This is a genomic window from Rodentibacter caecimuris, from assembly GCF_001019715.1.
Taxonomy (GTDB): Bacteria; Pseudomonadota; Gammaproteobacteria; order Enterobacterales; family Pasteurellaceae; genus Rodentibacter; species Rodentibacter caecimuris.
In genome coordinates, this window is sequence record NZ_BBXJ01000001.1 from 615,788 (window position 1) to 638,468 (window position 22,681).

General features: G+C 40.9%; 20 protein-coding genes and 2 tRNA genes. 6 read left to right on the forward strand and 16 right to left on the reverse strand.

Translation table 11 applies throughout. From position 1 onward, the window contains the following. Positions 1 to 39: 39 nt before the first annotated feature. From der to dnaQ, 4 genes are all read right to left on the reverse strand, one after another. Positions 40 to 1,554 (reverse strand): ribosome biogenesis GTPase Der, encoded by a 1,515-nt coding sequence (gene der, locus PNEUHYL_RS02960; protein ID WP_059365784.1) that lies wholly within the window; start codon positions 1,552 to 1,554, stop codon positions 40 to 42. 118 nt (positions 1,555 to 1,672) lie between these two features. After that, a tRNA-Asp gene (locus tag PNEUHYL_RS02965) sits at positions 1,673 to 1,749 on the reverse strand. A gap of 60 nt (positions 1,750 to 1,809) precedes the next feature. Further along, positions 1,810 to 1,886 (reverse strand) — tRNA-Asp (locus PNEUHYL_RS02970). Between the two features lie 77 nt (positions 1,887 to 1,963). Beyond that, complete coding sequence (gene dnaQ, locus PNEUHYL_RS02975) at positions 1,964 to 2,731, reverse strand: DNA polymerase III subunit epsilon (RefSeq protein ID WP_059365785.1); 768 nt, start codon at positions 2,729 to 2,731, stop codon at positions 1,964 to 1,966. 60 nt (positions 2,732 to 2,791) lie between these two features. Between dnaQ and rnhA the strand changes: the two genes are divergently transcribed. Together rnhA and PNEUHYL_RS02985 are read left to right on the forward strand one after the other, a co-directional pair. Next, positions 2,792 to 3,268: a ribonuclease HI gene (gene rnhA, locus PNEUHYL_RS02980; RefSeq protein ID WP_059368805.1), complete on the forward strand. Its 477-nt coding sequence runs from the start codon at positions 2,792 to 2,794 to the stop codon at positions 3,266 to 3,268. A 214-nt stretch (positions 3,269 to 3,482) separates the two neighbouring features. Further along, positions 3,483 to 4,580, forward strand: coding sequence for a porin (locus tag PNEUHYL_RS02985; RefSeq protein WP_059365786.1), 1,098 nt, complete (start codon positions 3,483 to 3,485; stop codon positions 4,578 to 4,580). Positions 4,581 to 4,693: 113 nt separating this feature from the next. Here the strand turns inward: PNEUHYL_RS02985 and PNEUHYL_RS02990 are convergent, their stop codons facing one another. The 7 genes from PNEUHYL_RS02990 to PNEUHYL_RS03020 all read right to left on the reverse strand — a co-directional run bounded on the left by PNEUHYL_RS02990 (position 4,694) and on the right by PNEUHYL_RS03020 (position 11,157). Then, a complete protein-coding gene (locus PNEUHYL_RS02990; protein ID WP_059365787.1) occupies positions 4,694 to 5,449 on the reverse strand; it encodes a class I SAM-dependent methyltransferase in 756 nt (251 codons plus the stop codon). A gap of 129 nt (positions 5,450 to 5,578) precedes the next feature. Continuing rightward, entirely contained in the window at positions 5,579 to 6,733 is a 1,155-nt protein-coding gene (gene nagA / locus PNEUHYL_RS02995; protein ID WP_059365788.1) for an N-acetylglucosamine-6-phosphate deacetylase, read from the reverse strand. Between the two features lie 123 nt (positions 6,734 to 6,856). Further along, positions 6,857 to 7,663 (reverse strand): glucosamine-6-phosphate deaminase, encoded by an 807-nt coding sequence (gene nagB / locus PNEUHYL_RS03000; protein WP_059365789.1) that lies wholly within the window; start codon positions 7,661 to 7,663, stop codon positions 6,857 to 6,859. Positions 7,664 to 7,802: 139 nt separating this feature from the next. Continuing rightward, entirely contained in the window at positions 7,803 to 8,681 is an 879-nt protein-coding gene (nanA, locus tag PNEUHYL_RS03005; RefSeq protein ID WP_059365790.1) for an N-acetylneuraminate lyase, read from the reverse strand. Positions 8,682 to 8,690: 9 nt separating this feature from the next. Then, positions 8,691 to 9,557, reverse strand: coding sequence for a MurR/RpiR family transcriptional regulator (locus tag PNEUHYL_RS03010; RefSeq protein WP_059365791.1), 867 nt, complete (start codon positions 9,555 to 9,557; stop codon positions 8,691 to 8,693). Next, on the reverse strand, positions 9,550 to 10,452 hold the full coding sequence (locus tag PNEUHYL_RS03015) for an N-acetylmannosamine kinase (protein ID WP_059365792.1): 903 nt from the start codon (positions 10,450 to 10,452) through the stop codon (positions 9,550 to 9,552). The genes PNEUHYL_RS03010 and PNEUHYL_RS03015 overlap by 8 nt, the downstream gene beginning before the upstream one ends. An 18-nt stretch (positions 10,453 to 10,470) precedes the next feature. Then, positions 10,471 to 11,157, reverse strand: a complete 687-nt coding sequence (locus PNEUHYL_RS03020) for an N-acetylmannosamine-6-phosphate 2-epimerase (RefSeq protein ID WP_059365793.1) — start codon at positions 11,155 to 11,157, stop codon at positions 10,471 to 10,473. 282 nt (positions 11,158 to 11,439) lie between these two features. Between PNEUHYL_RS03020 and PNEUHYL_RS03025 the strand changes: the two genes are divergently transcribed. The 4 genes from PNEUHYL_RS03025 to nagE all read left to right on the forward strand — a co-directional run bounded on the left by PNEUHYL_RS03025 (position 11,440) and on the right by nagE (position 17,132). Continuing rightward, positions 11,440 to 12,426 carry a sialic acid TRAP transporter substrate-binding protein SiaP gene (locus PNEUHYL_RS03025; protein ID WP_110890427.1) on the forward strand — a complete coding sequence of 329 codons (987 nt, stop codon included), beginning with the start codon at positions 11,440 to 11,442 and terminating at the stop codon, positions 12,424 to 12,426. A gap of 76 nt (positions 12,427 to 12,502) precedes the next feature. Continuing rightward, on the forward strand, positions 12,503 to 14,353 hold the full coding sequence (locus PNEUHYL_RS03030) for a TRAP transporter large permease subunit (protein ID WP_059365795.1): 1,851 nt from the start codon (positions 12,503 to 12,505) through the stop codon (positions 14,351 to 14,353). Positions 14,354 to 14,462: 109 nt separating this feature from the next. Next, positions 14,463 to 15,590, forward strand: a complete 1,128-nt coding sequence (locus PNEUHYL_RS03035) for an N-acetylneuraminate epimerase (protein ID WP_059365796.1) — start codon at positions 14,463 to 14,465, stop codon at positions 15,588 to 15,590. A gap of 78 nt (positions 15,591 to 15,668) precedes the next feature. Further along, a complete protein-coding gene (nagE, locus tag PNEUHYL_RS03040) occupies positions 15,669 to 17,132 on the forward strand; it encodes an N-acetylglucosamine-specific PTS transporter subunit IIBC (RefSeq protein WP_059365797.1) in 1,464 nt (487 codons plus the stop codon). 337 nt (positions 17,133 to 17,469) lie between these two features. Here the strand turns inward: nagE and PNEUHYL_RS03045 are convergent, their stop codons facing one another. The 5 genes from PNEUHYL_RS03045 to PNEUHYL_RS03065 form a co-directional block, all read right to left on the reverse strand. Next, positions 17,470 to 18,687 (reverse strand): MFS transporter, encoded by a 1,218-nt coding sequence (locus PNEUHYL_RS03045; protein WP_059365798.1) that lies wholly within the window; start codon positions 18,685 to 18,687, stop codon positions 17,470 to 17,472. A gap of 182 nt (positions 18,688 to 18,869) precedes the next feature. Further along, on the reverse strand, positions 18,870 to 20,702 hold the full coding sequence (gene glmS, locus PNEUHYL_RS03050) for a glutamine--fructose-6-phosphate transaminase (isomerizing) (RefSeq protein ID WP_059365799.1): 1,833 nt from the start codon (positions 20,700 to 20,702) through the stop codon (positions 18,870 to 18,872). Positions 20,703 to 20,759: 57 nt separating this feature from the next. Further along, on the reverse strand, positions 20,760 to 21,533 hold the full coding sequence (locus PNEUHYL_RS03055) for a DeoR/GlpR family DNA-binding transcription regulator (protein WP_059365800.1): 774 nt from the start codon (positions 21,531 to 21,533) through the stop codon (positions 20,760 to 20,762). 133 nt (positions 21,534 to 21,666) lie between these two features. Next, complete coding sequence (locus PNEUHYL_RS03060; protein ID WP_059365801.1) at positions 21,667 to 21,939, reverse strand: HU family DNA-binding protein; 273 nt, start codon at positions 21,937 to 21,939, stop codon at positions 21,667 to 21,669. Between the two features lie 147 nt (positions 21,940 to 22,086). After that, positions 22,087 to 22,677, reverse strand: coding sequence for a YjaG family protein (locus PNEUHYL_RS03065; RefSeq protein ID WP_059365802.1), 591 nt, complete (start codon positions 22,675 to 22,677; stop codon positions 22,087 to 22,089). Between the last annotated feature and the right edge of the window lie 4 nt (positions 22,678 to 22,681).

A 22,681-nucleotide genomic window follows, 5' to 3' on the forward strand; every position in this document is an offset into this window, starting at 1 on the left:
AGACAAAAAGTGCGGTCAATTTAACCGCACTTTTCCCTATCATTTTTTCGATTTCTTAATAAATTTCATCAAACGTTTACGTTTGCGTAACTGATTCGGCGTGAGCTTATTTTTACGTCCGGCAAACGGATTATCGCCTTCTTGGAAGATCAAACGAATCGGCGAACCGATAATTTTCAAGCTTTTACGATAATAGTTTGATAAATAACGTTTGTAGGAATCCGGCAATTTTTCCATTTGATTACCATGTACTACGATAATCGGCGGGTTATAACCACCCGGATGGGCATATTTTAATTTAATACGACGCCCCCCGATCATTGGCGGTTGATGTTCATCTGTCGCCATTTGCAAAATGCGGGTAAGCATTGAGGTCGTCATTTTTTGTGTGGCGCAAGCATAAGCTTCTTTAATGGAATCAAACAAATTACCCACACCACTGCCGTGTAACGCAGAAATAAAATGCACACGGGCAAAATCAATAAAATCTAAACGGCGGTCAAGTTCCGATTTCACACGATCTTTGATTTCTTGATCCAAACCGTCCCATTTATTCACCACAATGACAAGAGAACGACCTGCATTCAAAATGAAACCAAGCAAAGACAAATCTTGGTCTGAAATATTTTCACGTGCATCAATGGTAAGCAACACCACATTCGCATCTTGAATAGCTTGCAGGGTTTTTATCACGGAGAATTTCTCGACCGCAAGATGTACTTTCCCCCGCTTACGCACCCCTGCCGTATCAATCAACGTATAATGCTGGCCGTCACGTTCCATTGGAATATAAACGCTATCACGTGTGGTTCCCGGCATATCGTAAACCACCACCCGATCTTCCCCTAAAATACGGTTGGTTAACGTGGATTTACCGACATTAGGACGACCGACTATCGCAATTTTGATATGTTTATCTTGTTCGCTATCAATTTCTTCTTCCAGACTTTCATCAAGTAATGCGGTATCTTCTTCCGAATCAAAATCAAACCCTTGCGCCCATTCATCCTGCTCTTCATCGGAAGTGCGGTCGGTTTCTTCTACGTTTTCTATTTGTTCGGCAAAAGGAGCAAGCACTTGTTCCATTAACTGGGTAACGCCACGACCTTGCGATGCGGCAATTTGTTCGATATTGCCCAAGCCTAATTGATAAAATTCCGCACAGTGAGAATCAGCATCAATGCCATCGGTTTTATTTGCAACCACAACCGTGATTTTATTCTCCCGTTGGCGCAAATAATTTGCAATGCCGATATCTGCGGCGGTCAGCCCCGCACGAGCATCAACGAGAAAAAGCACAATATCCGCTTCTTCAATAGCAAGCAGTGATTGCTCTGCCATTTTTTCTTCTACGCCTTCTTCCGTACCATCAATACCACCGGTATCAATCACAATAAATTCATGTCCGGCAATATGTGCATGACCGTATTTACGATCACGGGTTAAACCGGGAAAATCTGCTACCAAGGCATCACGGGTGCGTGTTAGGCGATTAAACAGCGTTGATTTCCCTACATTTGGACGCCCAACAAGGGCTACAACAGGAGTTGCCATAAAAAATCTCTTATCTTGTCAAAAATGGGGGCATTATAGCGGAAGTTAGGGTGTTGGTAAAAAATCATTTGAAAACAAATAAAAAAGCACCTATAGGTGCTATTTATTGTTAAAAAATTGGCGGAATGGACGGGACTCGAACCCGCGACCCCCTGCGTGACAGGCAGGTATTCTAACCAGCTGAACTACCACTCCGCAACTAAATATCGTTATTGTTCACTTTTGTAAACACATCAATAAGGAGTAAACGAAAATTGGCGGAATGGACGGGACTCGAACCCGCGACCCCCTGCGTGACAGGCAGGTATTCTAACCAGCTGAACTACCACTCCGCTAAGTGGAGCGTATAATAATGATCCGCCTTTGTCTCGTCAATCTTTTTTTTCTAATTTCACACCTATTCGTTCATTTAATGCACGGATTCATCATTTGCACGTAAATCCCACAGGCATTTTCCATTACTCTTTTTATTGATCATTTTCAATAACTCCAAATGGGCTTGTAATTCTTCTTCATTCGGTTGTAAGCGTTTTAAATTATTAGAAAAAGTAACCGCACTTTCCATTGATTCCACAGCACTTCTTTCCATCGTGGCTACCATAGGGGTTTCCTCTTCCCCCTCCTCAAACAAGCTGGTTTGTCCGCCTGTCATGGAAAGATAAACGTCTGCTAAAATTTCCGCATCCAGTAATGCCCCGTGCAACGTTCGCTTACTATTGTCAATACCTAATCGATCACACAACGCATCCAAACTATTACGCTTCCCCGGATACATCTGACGTGCCATTTGCAAGGTATCCGTTACCACGCAAATATCCGTTGTTTTGACATCCAATCCTAATTTACGAAATTCATAATCCATAAATCCCACATCAAAGGGCGCATTGTGAATTAAAAGTTCCGCCCCCTTAATATAATCTAAAAATTCTTGGGCGACCGCCTTAAATTCCGGTTTATCGGCAAGCATCGCATCGGTAATACCGTGAACTTTAATTGCCTCTGGATCGACCGGTCGGTTCGGATTAATATAAATATGGAAATTATTTCCCGTATAACGGCGATTCACCAATTCAACCGCACCAATTTCAATAATACCGTGTCCTTCATAATGTGCACCTAGCTGGTTCATCCCCGTTGTTTCCGTATCCAGTACAATTTGGCGATTTGGATTAATCATTTGTTCAACCTATTTCTTTCCTTTAGAATGACCGGTATTTTACACAACAACGATTTTGTTATGCAAAAACAGATTGAAATTTTTACTGACGGTTCGTGCCTCGGCAATCCCGGTACAGGGGGAATTGGTATTCTATTACGCTATAAAGAGCATGAAAAACAACTTTCCAAAGGTTATTTCAACACCACAAACAATCGCATGGAATTACGTGCAGTAATCGAAGCGCTCAATACATTAAAAGAACCTTGCCAAGTTACTCTTTACAGTGATAGCCAATATATGAAAAACGGTATCACTAAGTGGATAACAAATTGGAAGAAAAATAATTGGAAAACCAGCAACGGTAAGCCGGTAAAAAACCAAGATTTATGGTTGGCACTTGATGATGCTATTCAACCTCACAAAATTGAATGGCAATGGGTAAAAGGCCATGTAGGACACCGTGAAAATGAAATTTGTGATGTTTTGGCAAAAAAAGGGGCGGAAAATCCTACTTTTGAGGATAAAGGCTACTCTCTAGAACAAAATGATGATTAAATTTTTCTGTTTTATAAGCAAAGATTGTTTAAATTTCGAACTTATCACATTTAAAAATGTGATCTTGATCTGATATTTAAAATTTTACAGCCCTTTTCCATTGACAGAAAAATTGCTTTTTGTAAAGATCCGAATCGCCTATTTAGGCGATTGACATTTTAAATAATGAAAAGTTCAGTCTTGGTCATTAACATACCAATAAGGAATAACAATTATGAAAAAAACACTAGCAGCATTAATCGTCGGTGCATTTGCAGCTTCAGCAGCGAATGCAGCAGTAGTTTATGACAACGAAGGTACTAAATTTGAAGTAAACGGTTCGCTTCGTCTTATGTTAGAGAAGTCTAACCAAGGCGGTCATTGGGAAAAGAAAGATGCCAATGGGGATGTTACTTCTGAAGGTAAAAAGTATTCTCATACTGGCTTAAGAAATGCGGGATCTCGCGTTGAATTTAAAGTGAAACATGATTTAAGCGATGATTTCTATGCTTTGGGTCGTGCAGAGCTACGTTTTGATGGAAAAGATGAGAGCGGGAAGAGTGCGGCAAAAGAAGACGGATTTGGTTCTGTTAGAGCTCACCGTGCCTATATTGGTCTTGGTAAAAAAGAATTAGGTCAAGTAACCTTTGGTCGCCAAGTAACTATCGGCGATGATGTCGGTATTGCAGAAGACTACGACTATGGTATTTTACCGGATTATGTACCAACATCCGGTCGCTCTGTAATCCGTTATGACTACTATGGTGTTGAAGGTTTACAATTAGGTGCAAGCTATCAATTTGCTGAAGACCGTACTAACAATGAAGTTAACCACGGCTCATTATCAAATGGTGTTCAAGCAGGTTTCTTATATGAAAACAATGGGTTAATCCTTGAAGGGGTTTATGGTCGCACTAACTATAAATCAGAACTTAATTCAAATGCTAAACGCAATGTCGATGGTTTGATGTTGAGTGCAGGTTATGATTTCAAAAGTTTCTTAGTATCAGTTGATGCAGGCTACAAAAAAGATAAAACTGATGGTAGTGAATCTACTAAATCTTTCTTCGTTTCTCCAGGTTTCCAAGTTCCTGTAATTGCTGATGTCAGTAAGGTATATGGTAACTACTTATATGAGCAATCTAAATCTGGTGATGATAAAACCAAAACTCATGGTTTCTTGTTAGGTGTTGATTATAAACTTCATAAACAAGTTATCACTTATGTAGAAGGTAAGTATGTTCAGTCTAAAGACTATACTAACGGCAATTATGACGAAAATTCAAAAGTCAAAGATAAAGCTATTGGTGTAGGTCTGCGTGTATTCTTCTAATTGTTAAACTAGAGAACTCACAAGAAAGGCGAATCTTAAGATTCGCCTTTTTACTTTTAACCACCTGTCATAAAAACCAACGTTTTTTGAACATTGTTTTTTCAACTTCCTGATTATTTTTGGCTACACACTGCAATAAAATGCAATTTATGTTTCGGATCATTGAAGGTTTTAAACATACGTTTAAATTGCTCACGGTTTTCTGTTTTCATCGCATTTTTAACAATCTTTAGTGTGCCTAAAACGCCCTCGTCGTAAATTATTCCTTTTGGTGAAAGTAATGTCATTTCGCCTGAAAATGTATCCACATTACGGAATCCGCTTTCTTGGAAAAGCCCTTTCCAACCTTCTTTAGTTAAAGGGGTTACCGTTACATTAATCGCCTTACGCATATTATCAAGAATAATTTGATGATCTTCGCCTACCAGCATCACATCATGAGTGAGCAAAAAACCGCCCGGTTTTAACACTCGAAAATATTCTACAATGGCTTTTTTCTTCGCCTCTACCGGCAACATCGTCAACATCGCCTCATTGATCACAATGTCAAAAGTCTCATCTTCAAAAGGTAATTTCATTGCATTGGCACGCTGAACGTGAATTTTATCTTGCAAGTTATTGGCGACGATATTGGCTTTCGCCTTTTCTAACGCCTCCTCATCTAAATCAACGCCCTCAATCTGACAACCGAATTGTTTCGCCAAATCAATCGCCGTTGTCCCCATATTACACGCCACTTCTAATACTTTTTTATTCTGATTAAAATCACCGTTACCAATCAACCAATCCGTTGCTTTTTTACCGCCGGGACGTAAACGTGTTTTTCCTAAACGGGCCAAAAAATTATGTCCGACTTCTTCTTTCGCCATTTTAATCTCCTACTCTTAAACTAAGTTTTTACATTATAGATAAAAATTATTCTTATTAAAGCAATAAAGAAAAAAATCCATACCGTGGCTACGATATGGATTTTTCTTATTTTTTATTCAGTCTATTTTTTATGATGACAAATTCGGTTTCCATTCCCCATTCACCACCGTGCCAATCACCTCATAATTTGGTGTAAACACGGCAAGATTTGCCACTTTACCTTTTTCTACCGAACCTAAACGATCATCCACGCTAATAGCCCGTGCCGGATAGAGGTTACTCATACGAATCGCTTCTGCAAGAGGAATTTCTACATGTTCCACCGCATTTTTGATGGACTCCATCATCGTGATCGAAGCTCCCGCAATAGTACCGTTAGCATCATAACAACGACCTTCTTTTACATAAATGGTTTTGCCTTCAAAGGTGAAACTTTCTAATTCAGGCCCTGCACCCGCTGCCGCAATAGAATCGGTCACAATGCACAATTTATCACCTTTAATCTTCTTGTCGATTCTGACGTTACCATAGTCAACATGCACGCCATCTATAATAATAGCGGTGTAAATATCAGAATCCAACACCGCACCGACAACCCCCATAGCCCGACCGGAGCTGATTGGCGACATAGCATTATGTAGATGTGTTGCAAAGGTTGCGCCTTTACGGAATGCCGCTTTAGCGGTTTCATAAGTCGCATTAGAATGCCCAATGGAAACAACAATACCGCTTTTTACAAAATCGGGAATATATTGTGAGGTTGGATTTTCCGCGGCAATCGTGATCTTAGTAATCACATCACCGTTCTCACACAGAAAACCTTTCATTTCAGGCGAGATTTCACGGATATATTCAGGACGGTGTACGCCTTTTTTCTCCACGCTAATATAAGGCCCTTCAATGTGTAAACCGAGTGCTTGGTTCTTATGCTTAGTTAAATATTCCCGCATAATTTTAACCGCACTTTTAATGCCTTCGTCCGGTGCGGTAATAAAGGTTGGTAAGAAACTGGTACAGCCGGATTTTAAATTGGTGGCTTGCATAATTTCCAAGGTTTCCACCGTGGTTTGATCATTAAACATCACACCGCCACAACCGTTGAGTTGAAGATCAATAAAACCGGCAGTTAAATTATTGCCCTGTAAATCAATGGTTTTAATGCCCGCCTCAAGTTCATTTTGCGGAATAACGGCTTCTATGATTTCCCCGTTAATCACCACCGCAAAATCACGCAATACCTCGTATTTTGTGTAAATCACTGAATTAACTAATGCGTATTTCATTTTATCTTCCTAAAATTATTCACAAACTCGCTTACTCGTTTGTTCCCCCTAAAGGGGTCGTTGGCAAAGCCAACATTCCAAAAACAGTGTTTTTGTGACCGCACTTTCTGCGGTGTTGCTGAATTATGACAACACGCTATGAATGGCTCGTTGCTCTAATTCACTGAAATATTTTACTGTTTTCACTTTTAATTCTTGCTGTGCCGGTTCATCACATACTAAGATAAAGTGGCGATGCAACTGTAATGCGCTGACCGTCCACATATGGTTCACCGCCCCTTCAACAGCGGCTTGCACGGCAAGGGCTTTTTGATGCCCGGTGGCAAGAATCATCACTTCTTCCGCATCTAATAAGGTGGCAACGCCAATGGTTAGAGCATACTTCGGCACTTTATTCACATCATTATCAAAGAAACGGGAATTGGCAATAAGCGTATCCTGCGTCAAAGTTTTAATCCGTGTGCGAGAATTCAATGATGATGCCGGCTCATTAAAGGCTATATGTCCGTCATTTCCCACTCCGCCCATAAATAAATTGATTTTTCCGTAAGATTTAATTTTTTCTTCATAGCGGCGACATTCTTCATCATGATCTTCCGTATTACCATTCAAAATATTAATATTTTGCGGTTGAATATCGATATGATTAAAGAAGTTTTTATACATAAAGCTATGATAACTTTCAGGATGATCTTGTGGTAAATCCACGTATTCATCCATGTTAAAGGTAACAACATGTTTGAAACTCACTTCACCGGCTTGATAAAGTTTGATCAATTCCTGATAGGTTTTAAGCGGTGTGCTACCGGTAGGCAAACCAAGTATAAACGGACGTTCTGCAGTCGGTTTGAAATGGTTAATTCGATCCGCAATATGACGAGCTGCCCAACGGCTCACTTGATCATTTGTTTGTAAAGGGATAAGACGCATAAGAAAACTTCCTTTAGTTTGACCGCACTTATCCCATCATATCTCACGGAAAACTTTAATATAAACGTTTAGTTTCCCCTCCCCTTTCTATAAATAAAAAGAAAGACTCATTCAACAAGTGCGATCAATTTTTATGAATTTATAAATATTTCTGTTTTAATTCTTTTGCTTTTGCAAGCTGTTCCGGTGTGGCTTTTGCCGTCATCGGTTCACGACAATACCCCGCTTCGACCCCTTCTAATTTGAGCAATTCTTTGATGGTTAAATATAAACCGTTGGCTAAAATACCTTCAATCAAATCATTAGTTACATGCTGAATATCTAGGGCTTCTTGAAGTTTACCCGCTTTGGTTAATTCAAAGATTTCGCGGGCACGTACACCATTCACATTGAATGTCGAACCAATTGCACCGTCCACCCCTAAAGAGGCTGCCGGTAACATCATTTCATCAAACCCAGCCCAAATGAGGTGATTTGGATACGCCTTTTTCAAACGTTCTAAGAGATAGAAATCGCCCGCAGTAAATTTCACACCAAGCACTTTTGGGTTTTTATAAAGTTCGCCGAATTGCTCAATTCCCATATTAACACCGGTTAAAAACGGTATGGAATAGACGATCATATTATTACCGGTTTTCTCAATGATGGTATCGTAATAATGTTTGATTTCAGGAAAACTGAATTTATAGTAGAAAGGAGTAACTGCCGATAAACAGTCATAGCCTAATTCGGTTGCATATTGACCTAATTCAACGGCTTCCTGCAAATTGACGCTACCTACTTGGGCGATAAGCGCTACTTGATCTTTTACTTCATCTTTTGCAATACGGAAAATTTCTTTTTTCTCTGCGGTAGAAAGCATAAAGTTTTCACCGGTAGAACCACCGACATATAAACCGTCCACTTTCATTTTATCAATGTTATAACGAATAATTTGGCGCAATCCTTTTTCATTGATTGAACCGTCTTCGTTGAATGACACTAATAACGCACTGAAAATACCCTTTAAATCACGCATACTTTTCTCCTATTTTATACGTTGTTCAAGAATCACATCGAGCGTTTTTTGCTTTATCTCTATCGCTTTATCTTGCTCACTTTGCACTAATAAAGCGTAAATCAAATCTAATACAAAAAGCTGGGCGATTTTGGTACCAATGGAATCCCCCTGCAATTTACCCTGTTTATTACCGTTTACTAAAACAAAATCCGCAGAGCTTGTAACCGGCGAACGCAAGCTATGAGTGATTGCCACTGTCGTTGCCCCATTTTGTTTGGCAATTTTTAACGCATGTGCGGTTTCTTGCGAATACCCTGAATGGCTTATCCCAATAGCAACATCCCGCGGTTTGAGTAATGCCGCCTGCATATACATAAAATGGTTATTGCCGGTCGCATCGACTTGGAACCCGATACGCATTAATTTATTTTTTGCCTCTTCTGCCGTTATCCCCGATGAACCCACACCAAATAAAAAAACACGATTTGCACGGCGTATCGCACTAACGGTTTCTTCTAACTGATTAAAATCGAGTAAATTAATGGTTTCATCTATTACGCTAGTAATAGAGGTTTGTAATTTTTGTGCAATATGGCGTGAGCTATCGGTAGGTTCAATATCGTTTTCTAACAATGGGTGGGAATGATTGTCTTTTGTCGCCAATTCAATGGAAAGCTCCAGTTTAAAATCACTAAAACCTTTAAAGCCCACCGAGCGACAAAAACGGACGAAAGTAGCTTCTCCTACGCCTAAACTCTCGGCAATTTCGGAAAGCGGATACCCCACAACAAGATCCGGAGAGGTTAAAACGGTATCGGCAATTTTTTTCTCGGTTTTGGTCAAACTTTGATAAAGCGAGCTTATGGTATTTAAAATATTCCCATTTCTAGTCATGACTTCCTCCTTGCAATTGTGCGAGTAAGCAATCTTTTACCCAATAGGCGGCTCCCACTAAACCGGCATCTTGCCCGAGTTGGGCGGGAATCAGTTCACAATGATAAACTTTCGGCATTTCATTCAAAAACTGCTGCACCAAAGGCAAATAACCTTCCGCCAAACCAACACTTCCTCCAATAGCAATTTTCTGCATATCTAGAGTAATTTTTAAATCGGCGACTAAATTAGCAATGGCAATGGCTGAACGGGCAACAAGTGCGGTTGCTTTTTCATCATTTTTTCTAAAACGATCAAATACTTCTTTTGGAGAACAAGAAACATCCCAAGTGGAAGATACCGCTTCAATAGCACGACCTGAAGCGATTGCTTCTACGCAACCGCGACGACCACAACCGCACAACGGCCCATTCGGGTCTGCCAAGGTATGACCGATATGCCCTGAAATACCATTCGGTTCCGTGAGTAACTGACGATTAATAATCAATCCGCCGCCCACTCCAGTCGAAACAGTGATAAAGGCAAAATTGGCTAATGTATCCCGTTCCTGTAATTGATATTCCGCATAAGCGGCAGCCTGAACGTCATTTAGCAATCCTATCGGTTTATCCGTATGGCGGGCAATACTTGCTTTAAGCGGAAATTCCGCTAGTCCCCCTAGATTTTTAGGATTCAGTGCGGTCAAAATACCCTGATTGATAATTCCGGTAGAAGCAACCGCAACATAATCAAACTGGCCGGCATATTCCGTTAATAATTGAGCGATACTTTGGTGTAATGCTTCTGCTGCATTATTTTGAGGGGTAGAAATTTGTTGGCGTTGAGCAACTCCGCCCTTTTCAACAATTGCAGCGGCAATCTTAGTTCCGCCAATATCTAAAGCCAAACAACGCATCGTGAATTCCTTCTTATCTTATTTTGCCCATTTCACTGCTTCGGCAAACCAACCGACAATATGTTCAAGACGGGTCAATGCGGAACCAACCGTCACAAAATCCGCCCCGATTTCGATGGCGGTTTTAGCCAATTCAGGAGAATTGTAACGCCCTTCCGCCATCACCCGACAACCAGCGGCTTTTAAATCTTTCACTAATTGATAATCCGGTTCTTCTGGCACTGTTCCGCCGGTATAACCCGACATAGTGCTACCAATAATATCAAATCCTAATGTTTGGCAGTGTAATCCTTCTTCCAAATTGGAACAATCCGCCATCGCAAGACAACCCAATTCATGGATTTTTTTGACCGCACTTTCCAATTCAACCGGACGAGGGCGATGAGTGCCGTCCACCGCAATAATGTCCGCCCCCGCATTAGCAAGATCTTCAATGTCATTCAGAAACGGGGTAATACGAACCGGACTATCGGGTAGATCACGCTTTACGATGCCGATAATCGGAACATTTACCGTTGGACGGGTTGCTTTTAAATTTTCTACGCCTTCAATACGGAGACCGGCCGCACCGCCTACTACTGAAGCTTGAGCCATTGCCGCCACAATTTCCGGTTTATCCATCGGACCATCATCCACCGGCTGACAAGAGGCGATTAAACCATTTTGAATACGCTGAAAAATCTGTTCGTGTGTAAATCTAGACATAAAAACCCTCATTTCATCTTCGGATAAACCGAGATCATTAAAATCTCAAGTTCCGTTACTTTTCCTCATTATATAGAAATAAAACTTCATTTTAAATTTATTTTTGAAGCATATTTTCTTAAATGTGATCAATGTCTCAATTTTGAAATAAAACTCCATAGGGCTATTTAAAAACTGTTTTTTTACTCTTAGAATAAAAATTGAAGAATTGTTTTGGGTACTGTTTTACCAAAATTCTTATGCTAGTACTACCAATCTGATAGTTTCCACATTAGGAGCCACATTATGAAATTTACTAAACTTTTTCTTACAGCTACCATGACTGCCGGTCTGTCTTCCGCCGTTTTCGCTGCAGACTATGATTTAAAATTCGGTATGAATGCCGGAACATCGTCTAATGAATATAAAGCTGCAGAAATGTTCGCGAAAGAAGTAAAAGAAAAATCAGGCGGCAAAATTGAAGTATCACTCTATCCCAGCTCACAATTGGGCGATGATCGTGCCATGCTAAAACAGCTAAAAGATGGTTCCCTTGATTTCACTTTTGCTGAATCGGCACGTTTCCAATTATTCTATCCTGAAGTTGCCGTATTCGCCCTTCCTTATGTGATCACTGATTACAATGTAGCACAGAAAGCCTTGTATGAAACCGCATTCGGTAAAGATTTAATTCAAAAAATGAATAAAGATCTCGGGGTAACTTTACTTTCTCAAGCCTATAACGGAACACGTCAAACGACCTCAAATCGTGCCATTAACAGTATTGAAGATATGAAGGGTTTGAAACTCCGTGTACCTAATGCGGCAACCAACTTGGCATACGCAAAATATGTAGGAGCCTCTCCAACACCGATGGCATTTTCTGAGGTATATCTTGCCCTTCAAACCAACTCGGTTGACGGTCAGGAAAATCCGTTAGCGACCGTACAAGCACAAAAATTCTATGAAGTACAAAAATTCTTAGCCATGACAAACCACATTTTGAACGATCAACTGTATTTGGTGAGCAATGAAACCTACCAAGATCTACCGGAAGATTTACAAAAAGTGGTGAAAGAGGCTGCTGAAACGGCAGCAAAATATCACACCCAATTATTTTCCGATGGTGAAAAAGATTTGATTTCTTTCTTTGAAAAGCAAGGTGTCACAGTAACCAAACCTGATCTTGCACCGTTCAAAGCCTCAATGAAACCTTTCTATGATGACTTTGTAAAACAAACCGGTAGCAAAGGTGAAGAAGCTTTAAAAGAAATTCAAGCAATCAAATAATTAACCTTGAATGCACCTACTGTCCGGTGCATTCAATTTCGTCCTTTTCTTTTCGTCTTCGTGCATGGAGTAAAGCATGAAAATTTTTAATAAATTAGAGGAATGGATTGGTGGCGCTCTATTTCTCGTCATTTTCTGCATTCTTATCGCGCAAATTCTTTCCAGACAGGTATTTCACTCCCCCCTTATTTGGAGTGAGGAACTTACCAAACTGCTTTTTGTATATGTAGGTATGCTCGGCATTAGCGTTGCTATCAGAAAACAAGATCATGTTTACATTGATTTCTTAACCAATTTAATGCCGGCTAAAGTGAGAAAGCTATCAAATACCTTTGTACAACTCATTATTTTTGCCTGTATCTTCTTTTTTATCCATTTCGGCATTCGAACCTTTACCAATGCGTCTTTCCCGATTGATGCTTTGGGCGGTATTTCGGAAAAGTGGATTTTTGCCGCTTTACCTGTTGTTGCTGCCTTAATGATGATTCGCTTTTTTCAGGCTCAAGCACAAAATTTCAAGGAAGATAAAAGCTATTTACCCGCCACTTTCTTTATTGTAAGTGCGGTCATTTTACTGGCAATTTTATTTTTTGCGCCGGATTGGTTTAAAGTTTTACGTATTACAAACTACATAAAACTGGGTTCTAGTGCCGTTTATGTCGCCCTGCTTGTATGGCTTGTCATTATGTTCTTAGGTGTGCCTGTGGGTTGGTCACTTTTCATTGCAACCCTTCTCTATTTCACCATGACTCGGTGGAATGTCGTGAATGCGGCATCGGACAAATTAGTATATAGCCTGAATAGTTTCCCACTGCTTGCCGTACCGTTCTACATCTTAACCGGTATTTTGATGAATACGGGCGGAATCACGGAACGTATTTTCAACTTTGCAAAAGCCTTACTCGGCCACTACACCGGCGGAATGGGGCACGTAAATATCGGTGCAAGTTTACTATTTTCAGGTATGTCCGGATCAGCCCTTGCTGATGCAGGCGGTTTAGGCCAGTTAGAAATTAAAGCGATGCGCGATGCAGGTTATGATGATGACATTTGCGGTGGAATTACCGCGGCTTCTTGCATTATCGGCCCTTTGGTACCGCCAAGTATTGCAATGATTATTTATGGTGTTATTGCTAACGAATCCATTGCCAAACTCTTTATTGCCGGCTTTGTACCCGGTGTATTAGTGACTATCGCGCTCATGGCAATGAACTATTACGTTTCTAAAAAACGCGGCTATCCAAGAACGCCAAAAGCCACTCGTGCAGAGCTATGCGATTCATTCAAGCGTGCTTTCTGGGCAATTTTAACGCCAATATTGATTATTGGAGGTATATTCTCCGGTCTATTCAGCCCGACAGAATCTGCCGTAGTTGCGGCGGCTTACTCCGTCATTATTGGTAAGTTTGTCTATAAAGAGCTCACCTTAAAAATGCTCTTCAACAGCTGTGTGGAAGCCATGGCGATTACCGGTGTCGTTGCATTAATGATTATGACGGTTACCTTCTTCGGAGATATGATCGCCCGTGAACAAGTGGCAATGCGTATTGCCGATGTCTTTGTTGCCGTTGCGGATTCACCGTTAATGGTACTTGTGATGATCAATGCTTTGTTGCTCTTCCTCGGTATGTTTATTGACGCTCTGGCATTACAATTCTTAGTTCTGCCGATGCTGATTCCAATTGCCATGCAGTTTAATATCGATCTTGTCTTTTTCGGTGTGATGACAACACTAAATATGATGATCGGAATTTTAACACCACCAATGGGAATGGCTCTCTTTGTCGTAGCACGTGTTGGCAATATGTCGGTATCCACTGTAACAAAAGGTGTACTACCGTTCTTAATTCCAATTTTTGCTATGTTGGTTTTAATCACTGTCTTCCCACAAATTATTACCTTTATACCGAATCTCTTGATTCCATAGCTAAAGTGCGGTTAAAAATCATCACATTTTTGACCGCACTTTAAATAACACTCTATTCAATGCCGTTTTATGAATAGCAAATCATAACATTACTCAAATGAGGTTTATTATGACATTAACAAAAACAGCATTATGCACCGCACTTTTCACCACCCTCGCATTTTCCGCAAGCATTCAAGCCTATCCTGATCTTCCGGTAGGCATTAAAAGCGGTGCAGGTGCGTTAATCGGCGATATTGTATATGTAGGATTAGGTTCCGGCGGAGACAAGTTCTACTCCCTCAACTTAAAAGATCCGGCTGCACAATGGAAAGAGATTGCCACGTTCCCGGGTGGAGAGCGTAACCAGCCCGTTGCTGCCGCCGTAGATGGGAAACTCTACGTGTTTGGCGGCTTGCAAAAAAATGAAAAAGGCGAGCTGCAACTGATCAATGATGCCTATCAATATAACCCGACAGATAATACTTGGACGCAGCTGCCAACTCGTTCTCCACGTGGTTTAGTCGGCTCATCCGGTGCCTCACAAGGTGATAAAGTTTATATTATAGGTGGCTCCAATCTGTCTATCTTTAACGGTTTCTTTCAAGATACAATCGCTGCCGGAGAAGATAAAATGAAAAAGGACGAAATAACGGCGGCCTATTTCAACCAACGTCCGGAAGATTACTTCTTTACTACGGAATTATTAAGTTATGAACCTTCTACGAATAAATGGCGTAACGAAAGTCGAGTACCGTTCTCCGGTCGTGCAGGTGCGGCATTTACCATTCAAGGCAATGATTTAATCGTCGTAAATGGGGAAATTAAGCCCGGACTTCGTACTGCTGAAACCCACCAAGGTAAATTCACCGCCAAAGGCGTGCAATGGAAAAACTTACCGGATTTACCGGCTCCAAAAGGTAAAAGCCAAGATGGTTTAGCCGGCGCTATGGCGGGCTATAGCCATGGTCATTATTTAGTGACCGGAGGGGCAAACTTCCCCGGCTCCGTTAAACAATTTAAAGAAGGTATGCTACACGCACACAAAGGTTTAACCAAAACATGGCACAAGGATATTTATACGTTAAATAATGGCAAATGGCGTATTATTGGCGAGTTACCAATGAATATCGGCTATGGATTATCCGTTTCTTATGATAATAAAATGCTATTAATTGGTGGTGAAACTGATGGCGGAAAAGCCTTAACTTCCGTGAAAACATTAAGCTACGACGGTAAAAAATTGACAATAGAATAATCGTCAATCACGTAACAAGGACTGCTTGGGAACATTCTATTTGTTCACAAGCATTTTAGTGAAACCTAAGGAGTATTTATGAGTATTCTCAGTTATGCACAAAAAATTGGTCAAGCCTTAATGGTCCCCGTGGCTGCATTACCGGCAGCGGCGTTATTAATGGGAATCGGTTATTGGATCGATCCTGACGGATGGGGGGCCAACAGTCAATTAGCGGCATTATTAATCAAATCCGGAGCGGCAATTATTGATAATATGGGCTTATTATTCGCCGTGGGGGTTGCTTTCGGTTTATCAAGAGATAAGCACGGTTCGGCCGCACTTTCCGGTCTGGTCGGGTTCTATGTAGTTACCACCCTTCTTTCTCCAGCCGGAGTTGCACAGCTACAACATATTGCATCGGATCAGGTTCCGGCAGCATTTAATAAAATCAATAACCAATTTATTGGGATTTTGATAGGTGTGATTTCTGCAGAACTTTATAATCGTTTCTACCAAGTAGAATTACCAAAAGCCCTTTCCTTCTTTAGTGGAAAACGTCTCGTACCCATTGTGGTCGCTTTTGTTATGATCGCCATTTCTTTTGTTCTCCTCTATGTTTGGCCGCATATTTTTAATGCGCTTGTCTCTTTTGGTGAATCAATTAAAGATTTGGGTGCGGTTGGTGCCGGAATTTACGGTTTCTTTAACCGCTTACTGATTTCGGTAGGCTTACACCACGCATTAAATTCTGTTTTCTGGTTTGATGTGGCAGGCATTAACGATATTCCGAACTTCCTTGGCGGGGCAAAATCCCTTGCTGAAGGAACCGCAACCGTAGGGGTAACAGGAATGTATCAAGCAGGCTTCTTCCCAGTTATGATGTTTGGCTTACCCGGCGCGGCATTTGCTATTTATCACAGTGCAAAACCGAGTCAAAAAGCAAAAGTCGCCTCAATTATGCTTGCCGGTGCATTTGCTTCGTTCTTTACCGGAATTACCGAACCGCTTGAATTTTCATTTATGTTCGTCGCGCCAATTCTTTATGTTATCCATGCATTTTTAACCGGGATTTCGGTATTTATTGCAGCAAGTATGCATTGGATCGCCGGTTTTGGTTTCAGTGCCGGTTTAGTTGATATGGTACTTTCTTCACGTAATCCACTTGCCGTAGATTGGTATATGCTCATCATACAAGGCATTGTTTTCTTTGTGATTTACTATGTCATTTTCCGTGTGGCAATCAAAGCGTTTAACCTTAAAACAATTGGTCGTGAGGAACAAGAAGAGTCTCTTGAGGCTCCCGCTACAACAACATCTTCGCGCGAAGAAAGAGCGATTAAATTTATTGATGCGTTGGGTGGAAAAAATAACCTCAAGAATATTGATGCTTGTATTACCCGCTTGCGACTAACCTTGAACGATCACAATAATATTAATGAAGAACAACTCAAATCATTAGGTTCGAAAGGGACGGTAAAAATTGGTAATGATGGTTTACAAGTTATCTTAGGCCCTGAAGCGGAATTAGTTGCTGACGCCATTAAACGCCAGCTCCATTAAGCAACGCTTTTAATTAACGCCCCGCCCAAGGGGCGTTTCTAAATTCCGCCTCCCTGAATCCGAATTTTACCTCGTTGAAAACTTTCATTGCTTATCCTTAATCTCATGTTTCTTTTGAGACTTCACCATACCTTCATATCATTTCTACATTGATACCTACTCTGTCCGCACAGCCACCTCTTGCTCAAAAGTAAATCCCATATCATTTCGTTTTTTTAAATACGGAAACTTATTCGCAACCTTATGGCGGTGCTATCTTTTCAATAGTGGTGTTTCGTTAGCAATAAAAAATCCGCCTTACCATAAGACGGATTTAAAATAAGCTCAAAATCAACCTTTATTTTAATTCGCTACCTTTTAGTTCCGGAATAAGCACAAGGGTGGCAATCATATCAATGAGGTAAATAATCGCTAAGAATGCAATAGCAAGGCTAAATGAGTAGGCAGAAACAATCGCGCCGACTACAACAGGCCCAAAACCACCGACAGCCCGTCCTAAGTTGAATAAGACATTTTGTGCAGTAGCCCGCGCTTCCGTAGGGTAAGCCTCCGCCATTAATGCTCCGTATCCTCCCATCATACCGTTCACAAACATCCCGAGAAACGCACCGGCGATAAGCATTATGGTCGGATCGGTAAGTTGAGAATAGGCAATAATGCTGACAACCGCACCGAATTGGAATAATAAGAAACTTGGTTTTCGCCCTAATTTATCGGCAAGGCGACCAAAAACCCAGATGCCTAACATCATTCCGCATACCGTTACCGCTGTCCAAATACCTGATTTTGTTAGACTAAAGCCAAGTTGTTTAGCTAAAAAATTTGGCATCCAGATCATAATGCCGTAGTAACCAAAATTTTGTACGGATGTCAGCACAACAACGCCTAAACTCACTTTAGCCGTCGCTTTATCTTTCACTAAAAGTTTAAAGGATTCCAATTTTGATGTTTTTTGTGCTGAAAGTGCGGTCTGTTTTTGGGTGAAAATTTCAGGTTCGTGCAATCTGGCCCGTAAATACCACGCCACAAATGCAGGGAAAATACCAAGAATAAACATACCACGCCAGCCAATATACGGTAGTAATACCGGCGTTAATAATGCTGCGCCTAACACGCCGACTTGCCAGCCCAAAGCGACATAAGAGGCAGCTCTAGCACGATGGCGTGCCGGCCAAGCCTCAATCGCAAGTGCCATACCGATGCCAAACTCACCGCCCAAACCAATACCTGCGATAGTGCGGTAAATAAGCAAATCCCAGTAACCTTGGGCTAATGCACATAAACCGGTGAAAACGGCAAATAATACGATTGTCCAAGTCAGTACACGTACACGACCGTATTTATCACTTAATGCACCAAATACAATGCCACCGAATACGGCGCCGATTAGCGTCCAAGTAACAAGCGATCCTGACTGAGCAGGCGTAAGACTCAGATCGGCAGAAATAGCGCTGAGCATAAAACCAAGAATAAGTAAATCGAAACCGTCCATAGCGTAACCGACGGCAGATCCGATAAGGGCTTTCCAGCCATATTGATTGACTTTAGTTGTCATGTTGATGTCCTTTTACTACTCACAGGTAGTGTTTAAAGAGGGATAAGACTATGTCATGAGCGGCAAAATTGCCCATGCTCAAAACCGGGGCGTAGTTTAAAGAATCTTTTTATTTTAGGCAAATAAAAAAGCACGAAAACCATATTTCGTGCCTTTAAAATAATGACTAAACCAACCGTACTTTATTCAACGGTTACCGCTTTTGCAAGATTACGCGGTTGATCCACATCCGTTCCTTTAATTAAAGCCACGTGATAAGCCAATAATTGCATCGGTACCGTATAAAAAATTGGCGCAATAATTTCATTCACTTTTGGCATAGTGATAATTTTCATCCCTGCCGTTTCGGTAAAACCGGCATCTTGATCGGCAAAGACATATAACTGACCACCACGGGCGCGAACTTCTTCAACATTCGATTTCACTTTTTCTAATAAATCATTAGTTGGAGCCACTACGATCACCGGCATATCCGCATCAATTAATGCTAACGGGCCATGTTTTAATTCACCTGCTGCGTAGGCTTCCGCATGAATGTAAGAAATTTCTTTTAATTTCAAAGAGGCTTCCATGGCAATCGGATAATATTCACCACGACCTAAAAATAACGCATGATGTCTTTCAGCAAAATCTTCGGCAAGAAGTTCAATATCTTTGTCAAAAGCTAAACTTTTTTCAATATCGGCCGGAAGAGAATGCAATGCTTTAACAATTTCTTTCTCTTTTTCATCGGAAATATTACCGTTAAGTTTTCCAATCGCTGTCACTAACATTAGCATTGCAGCTAATTGGGTAGTAAAGGCTTTTGTTGATGCCACGCCAATTTCTACCCCTGCACGAGTCATAAAGGCAAGATCGGATTCACGCACCAGAGAAGAACCTGCAACGTTACAAATTGTCATTGCCGCCATGTAACCTTTTTCTTTTGCTAAACGGAGTGCAGCTAATGTATCCGCGGTTTCACCGGATTGAGAAAGGGTAAGCAACAAACTATTTGGACGGGTAACAAATTTGCGATAACGAAACTCAGAGGCGATTTCTACATCACAACTGACACCTGCAAGCGCCTCAAACCAATAACGTGCCACCATACCGGCATTATAAGATGTACCACAAGCGACAATTTGGATATGTTGTACTTTCTCTAAAATATCTTTCGCGCCATTGCCGATAGATTCTACAATCACGTTACTGTGATTAATACGCCCTTCCATTGTGTTGATAAGTGCGGTCGGTTGTTCAAAAATTTCTTTCTGCATAAAATGACGGAATTTGCCCTTCTCGGCAGCATCATTCTCAAGATTGGATTCATGCACGTCACGTTCAATCTTGTTACCTTGCACATCATAAATATCTACCGTACGACGGGTGATTTCTGCAATATCCCCCTCTTCCAAGAAAATGAAACGACGGGTCACACTTAATAATGCCAGTTGATCTGAGGCTAGGAAATTTTCACCGATACCTAAACCGATGACTAATGGGCTGCCTGAGCGGGCTGCCACAAGATGCTTCGGTTGATTACGATCCATCACGACCATACCATAAGCACCTGTGAGTTGCTTCACTACTTTTTGTACTGCTTCAAGCAAAGAATCCGTGCTACGCATTTCCCATTCCACAAGATGTGCTATCACTTCGGTATCGGTTTGAGAAAGGAACACATAGCCCCGTGATTTTAGTAATTCACGCAATTCTTCGTGATTTTCAATAATGCCATTATGTACCACGGCAAAATTGCCTGAAATATGAGGGTGGGCATTGGCTTCTGACGGTTCACCATGAGTTGCCCAACGGGTATGGGCAATCCCCGTCCCGCCAATTAACGGCTTCGTCGCAACAGCTTCGTCCAATGCTTTAACTTTACCTAAACAACGTACACGTTGTAATTCATGCTGTTCATTGACCACCGCCACTCCAGCAGAGTCATACCCGCGATACTCTAAACGATGTAACCCGTTAATTAAGATTTCTGCAACATCACGCTGCGCCACTGCGCCAACAATACCACACATAAGCTTTCCTTTATTTGTTGATTAATTTAAAAAATAATTGTTATTTTGACCGCACTTTCACACACAGATGACTTCGACACCTTGTGCCAAAATTGCTTGCTTGTCTTGTTCGGACAGCCCGTTATCGGTAATCAGTACGTCAATTTTCTGCCAAGTTAATTCTAAATTGGGCATTTTTCTGCCAATTTTTTGGGACTCTACCATCACGATCACTTCACGAGAAACCTCTGCCATCACTTGACTTAGCCCGACTAACTCATTAAATGTCGTTGTTCCCCGTTCTAAATCAATACCGTCCGCTCCAATAAAGAGCTGATCAAAATCATAGGATCGTAATACCTGCTCCGCTACTTTGCCTTGGAATGATTCGGAGCGTGTATCCCATGTTCCCCCAGTCATTAGTAGCGTCGGTTCATTTTCCAAAGCCCTCAGCTCTGTTGCCACAGAAAGGGAATTTGTCATCACAATCAAACCTTGTTTGCGGTTGAGCTGCTTAATCAAAGCCGCCGTCGTACTACCACTATCTACAATAATACGATTATGATCGCGAATACGCTCTGCTGCAGCCTTGGCTATGACAATCTTTCGTTTCGAAAGTTCTTCATTTTCGCTTTCATCAATAATTTCTTTTGGCATTAAGATCGCGCCGCCATATTTACGCAATAAAAAACCGCTGCTCTCCAACGCGGTTAAATCTTTACGAATGGTGACTTCAGAGGTGTCAAATAGCCTAACTAACTGCTCCACACCAACTTCACCTTGTTGCTGTAAAAGCTGCATTATCTTGTGGCGACGTTGCTGTGTATTACGGGGTTGATTATTTCGTTTCATCTTAAAATGCAAAATAACTTTCGAATAAAATTTCGGTTCAAAATATTATAGAAATAGAACTATTTTGTAAAGGAAATTTCAAGCAACAAAAAACCCTGCTCAAAGCAGGGTTTATAATAATTTATGCAATGAATTATTTGATTGCTTCTTTTAATGCTTTGCCAGATACAAATGCAGGCACTTTAGATGCAGCAATTTTAATTTCCGCACCGGTTTGTGGGTTACGGCCTGTACGTGCCGCACGTTGATTTACTTTAAATGTACCGAAACCAATCAATTGTACCGGCTCACCTTTTTTAAGGCTTGCAGCGATTGCTTCTAAAGTTGCTTCCAATGCTGCTTTAGCTTGTTTTTTATTTAGCTCTGCAGCACTTGCGATTGCATCAATTAAATCTGTTTTGTTCATAGACTTTACCTTTCGTTAAATTTAATTTGTTTCTTTAATAAAGCGCGCCACCAAGCATTCAGCCCAGGCAACAACGGCTACGTAAAGCATAATCTAACTTTCAATGAAATAAAAGTAAGATTTTTTAAATTTGTGATAAATCTCACGTTATTGGTTAAATTCTATACCGATATTGGATATACCTTCAGTTCTAATCTCATTTTTTAGATCTAAAATCAGTGCAACATCTCGTTTTTCACATTCTTTTAACAAACGATAAATTTGCCACTGCACATCCAATTCGGCTTGAATATCTCCATTTTCTTTGAGCTCAGTTTCAGAAAAATGGCGGCCGTTTTCCGTTTCCAATAATGCCGTCACCGTCCCCAAAGAAATGTGGCTAATTTTAACCGCTCTTTCTAAGGTTTCTCCTGCAATAATAGCATGCAAAATCTCTGCCAAGGCTTCACAAGCATCAAGTGCGGGTACAACACCAAAATTGTCATAGTTATTCACATCGGGAATAACGGTTTCCAATTTTTCCAACTGATTCTCAAAATTAATTTTACAATCTTTTACCGTTAAATATTCCCACACTAAGTTGAGAATATTTTGGTAGATTTTGCCTTCGGTTTCCTGATTATTCATTTGGCAGAATAATTTAAAATTCGGCATCATACGCTCGCATAATGCCGCCATAAAAGTTAAATGCTGCCAGCTCTCAAGGTTTTCCAGACGTTTATGGATAGGATTTCGCATCTTA

Excerpts from the sequence above, each read along its gene's own strand:
- PNEUHYL_RS03060 (WP_059365801.1), bottom strand. The coding sequence starts at position 21,939 with ATGAACAAAACAGATTTAATTGATGCAATCGCAAGTGCTGCAGAGCTA.
- nagA (WP_059365788.1), bottom strand. The coding sequence starts at position 6,733 with ATGAAATACGCATTAGTTAATTCAGTGATTTACACAAAATACGAGGTA.
- PNEUHYL_RS03045 (WP_059365798.1), bottom strand. The coding sequence starts at position 18,687 with ATGACAACTAAAGTCAATCAATATGGCTGGAAAGCCCTTATCGGATCT.
- glmS (WP_059365799.1), bottom strand. The coding sequence starts at position 20,702 with ATGTGTGGTATTGTTGGCGCAGTGGCGCAGCGTGATGTTGCAGAAATC.
- PNEUHYL_RS03030 (WP_059365795.1), top strand. The coding sequence starts at position 12,503 with ATGAAAATTTTTAATAAATTAGAGGAATGGATTGGTGGCGCTCTATTT.
- PNEUHYL_RS02990 (WP_059365787.1), bottom strand. The coding sequence starts at position 5,449 with ATGGCGAAAGAAGAAGTCGGACATAATTTTTTGGCCCGTTTAGGAAAA.
- nanA (WP_059365790.1), bottom strand. The coding sequence starts at position 8,681 with ATGCGTGATTTAAAGGGTATTTTCAGTGCGTTATTAGTGTCATTCAAC.
- PNEUHYL_RS03065 (WP_059365802.1), bottom strand. The coding sequence starts at position 22,677 with ATGCGAAATCCTATCCATAAACGTCTGGAAAACCTTGAGAGCTGGCAG.
- der (WP_059365784.1), bottom strand. The coding sequence starts at position 1,554 with ATGGCAACTCCTGTTGTAGCCCTTGTTGGGCGTCCAAATGTAGGGAAA.
- PNEUHYL_RS02985 (WP_059365786.1), top strand. The coding sequence starts at position 3,483 with ATGAAAAAAACACTAGCAGCATTAATCGTCGGTGCATTTGCAGCTTCA.
- nagE (WP_059365797.1), top strand. The coding sequence starts at position 15,669 with ATGAGTATTCTCAGTTATGCACAAAAAATTGGTCAAGCCTTAATGGTC.
- rnhA (WP_059368805.1), top strand. The coding sequence starts at position 2,792 with ATGCAAAAACAGATTGAAATTTTTACTGACGGTTCGTGCCTCGGCAAT.
- dnaQ (WP_059365785.1), bottom strand. The coding sequence starts at position 2,731 with ATGATTAATCCAAATCGCCAAATTGTACTGGATACGGAAACAACGGGG.
- PNEUHYL_RS03010 (WP_059365791.1), bottom strand. The coding sequence starts at position 9,557 with ATGACTAGAAATGGGAATATTTTAAATACCATAAGCTCGCTTTATCAA.
- PNEUHYL_RS03055 (WP_059365800.1), bottom strand. The coding sequence starts at position 21,533 with ATGAAACGAAATAATCAACCCCGTAATACACAGCAACGTCGCCACAAG.
- nagB (WP_059365789.1), bottom strand. The coding sequence starts at position 7,663 with ATGCGTCTTATCCCTTTACAAACAAATGATCAAGTGAGCCGTTGGGCA.
- PNEUHYL_RS03015 (WP_059365792.1), bottom strand. The coding sequence starts at position 10,452 with ATGCGTTGTTTGGCTTTAGATATTGGCGGAACTAAGATTGCCGCTGCA.
- PNEUHYL_RS03020 (WP_059365793.1), bottom strand. The coding sequence starts at position 11,157 with ATGTCTAGATTTACACACGAACAGATTTTTCAGCGTATTCAAAATGGT.
- PNEUHYL_RS03035 (WP_059365796.1), top strand. The coding sequence starts at position 14,463 with ATGACATTAACAAAAACAGCATTATGCACCGCACTTTTCACCACCCTC.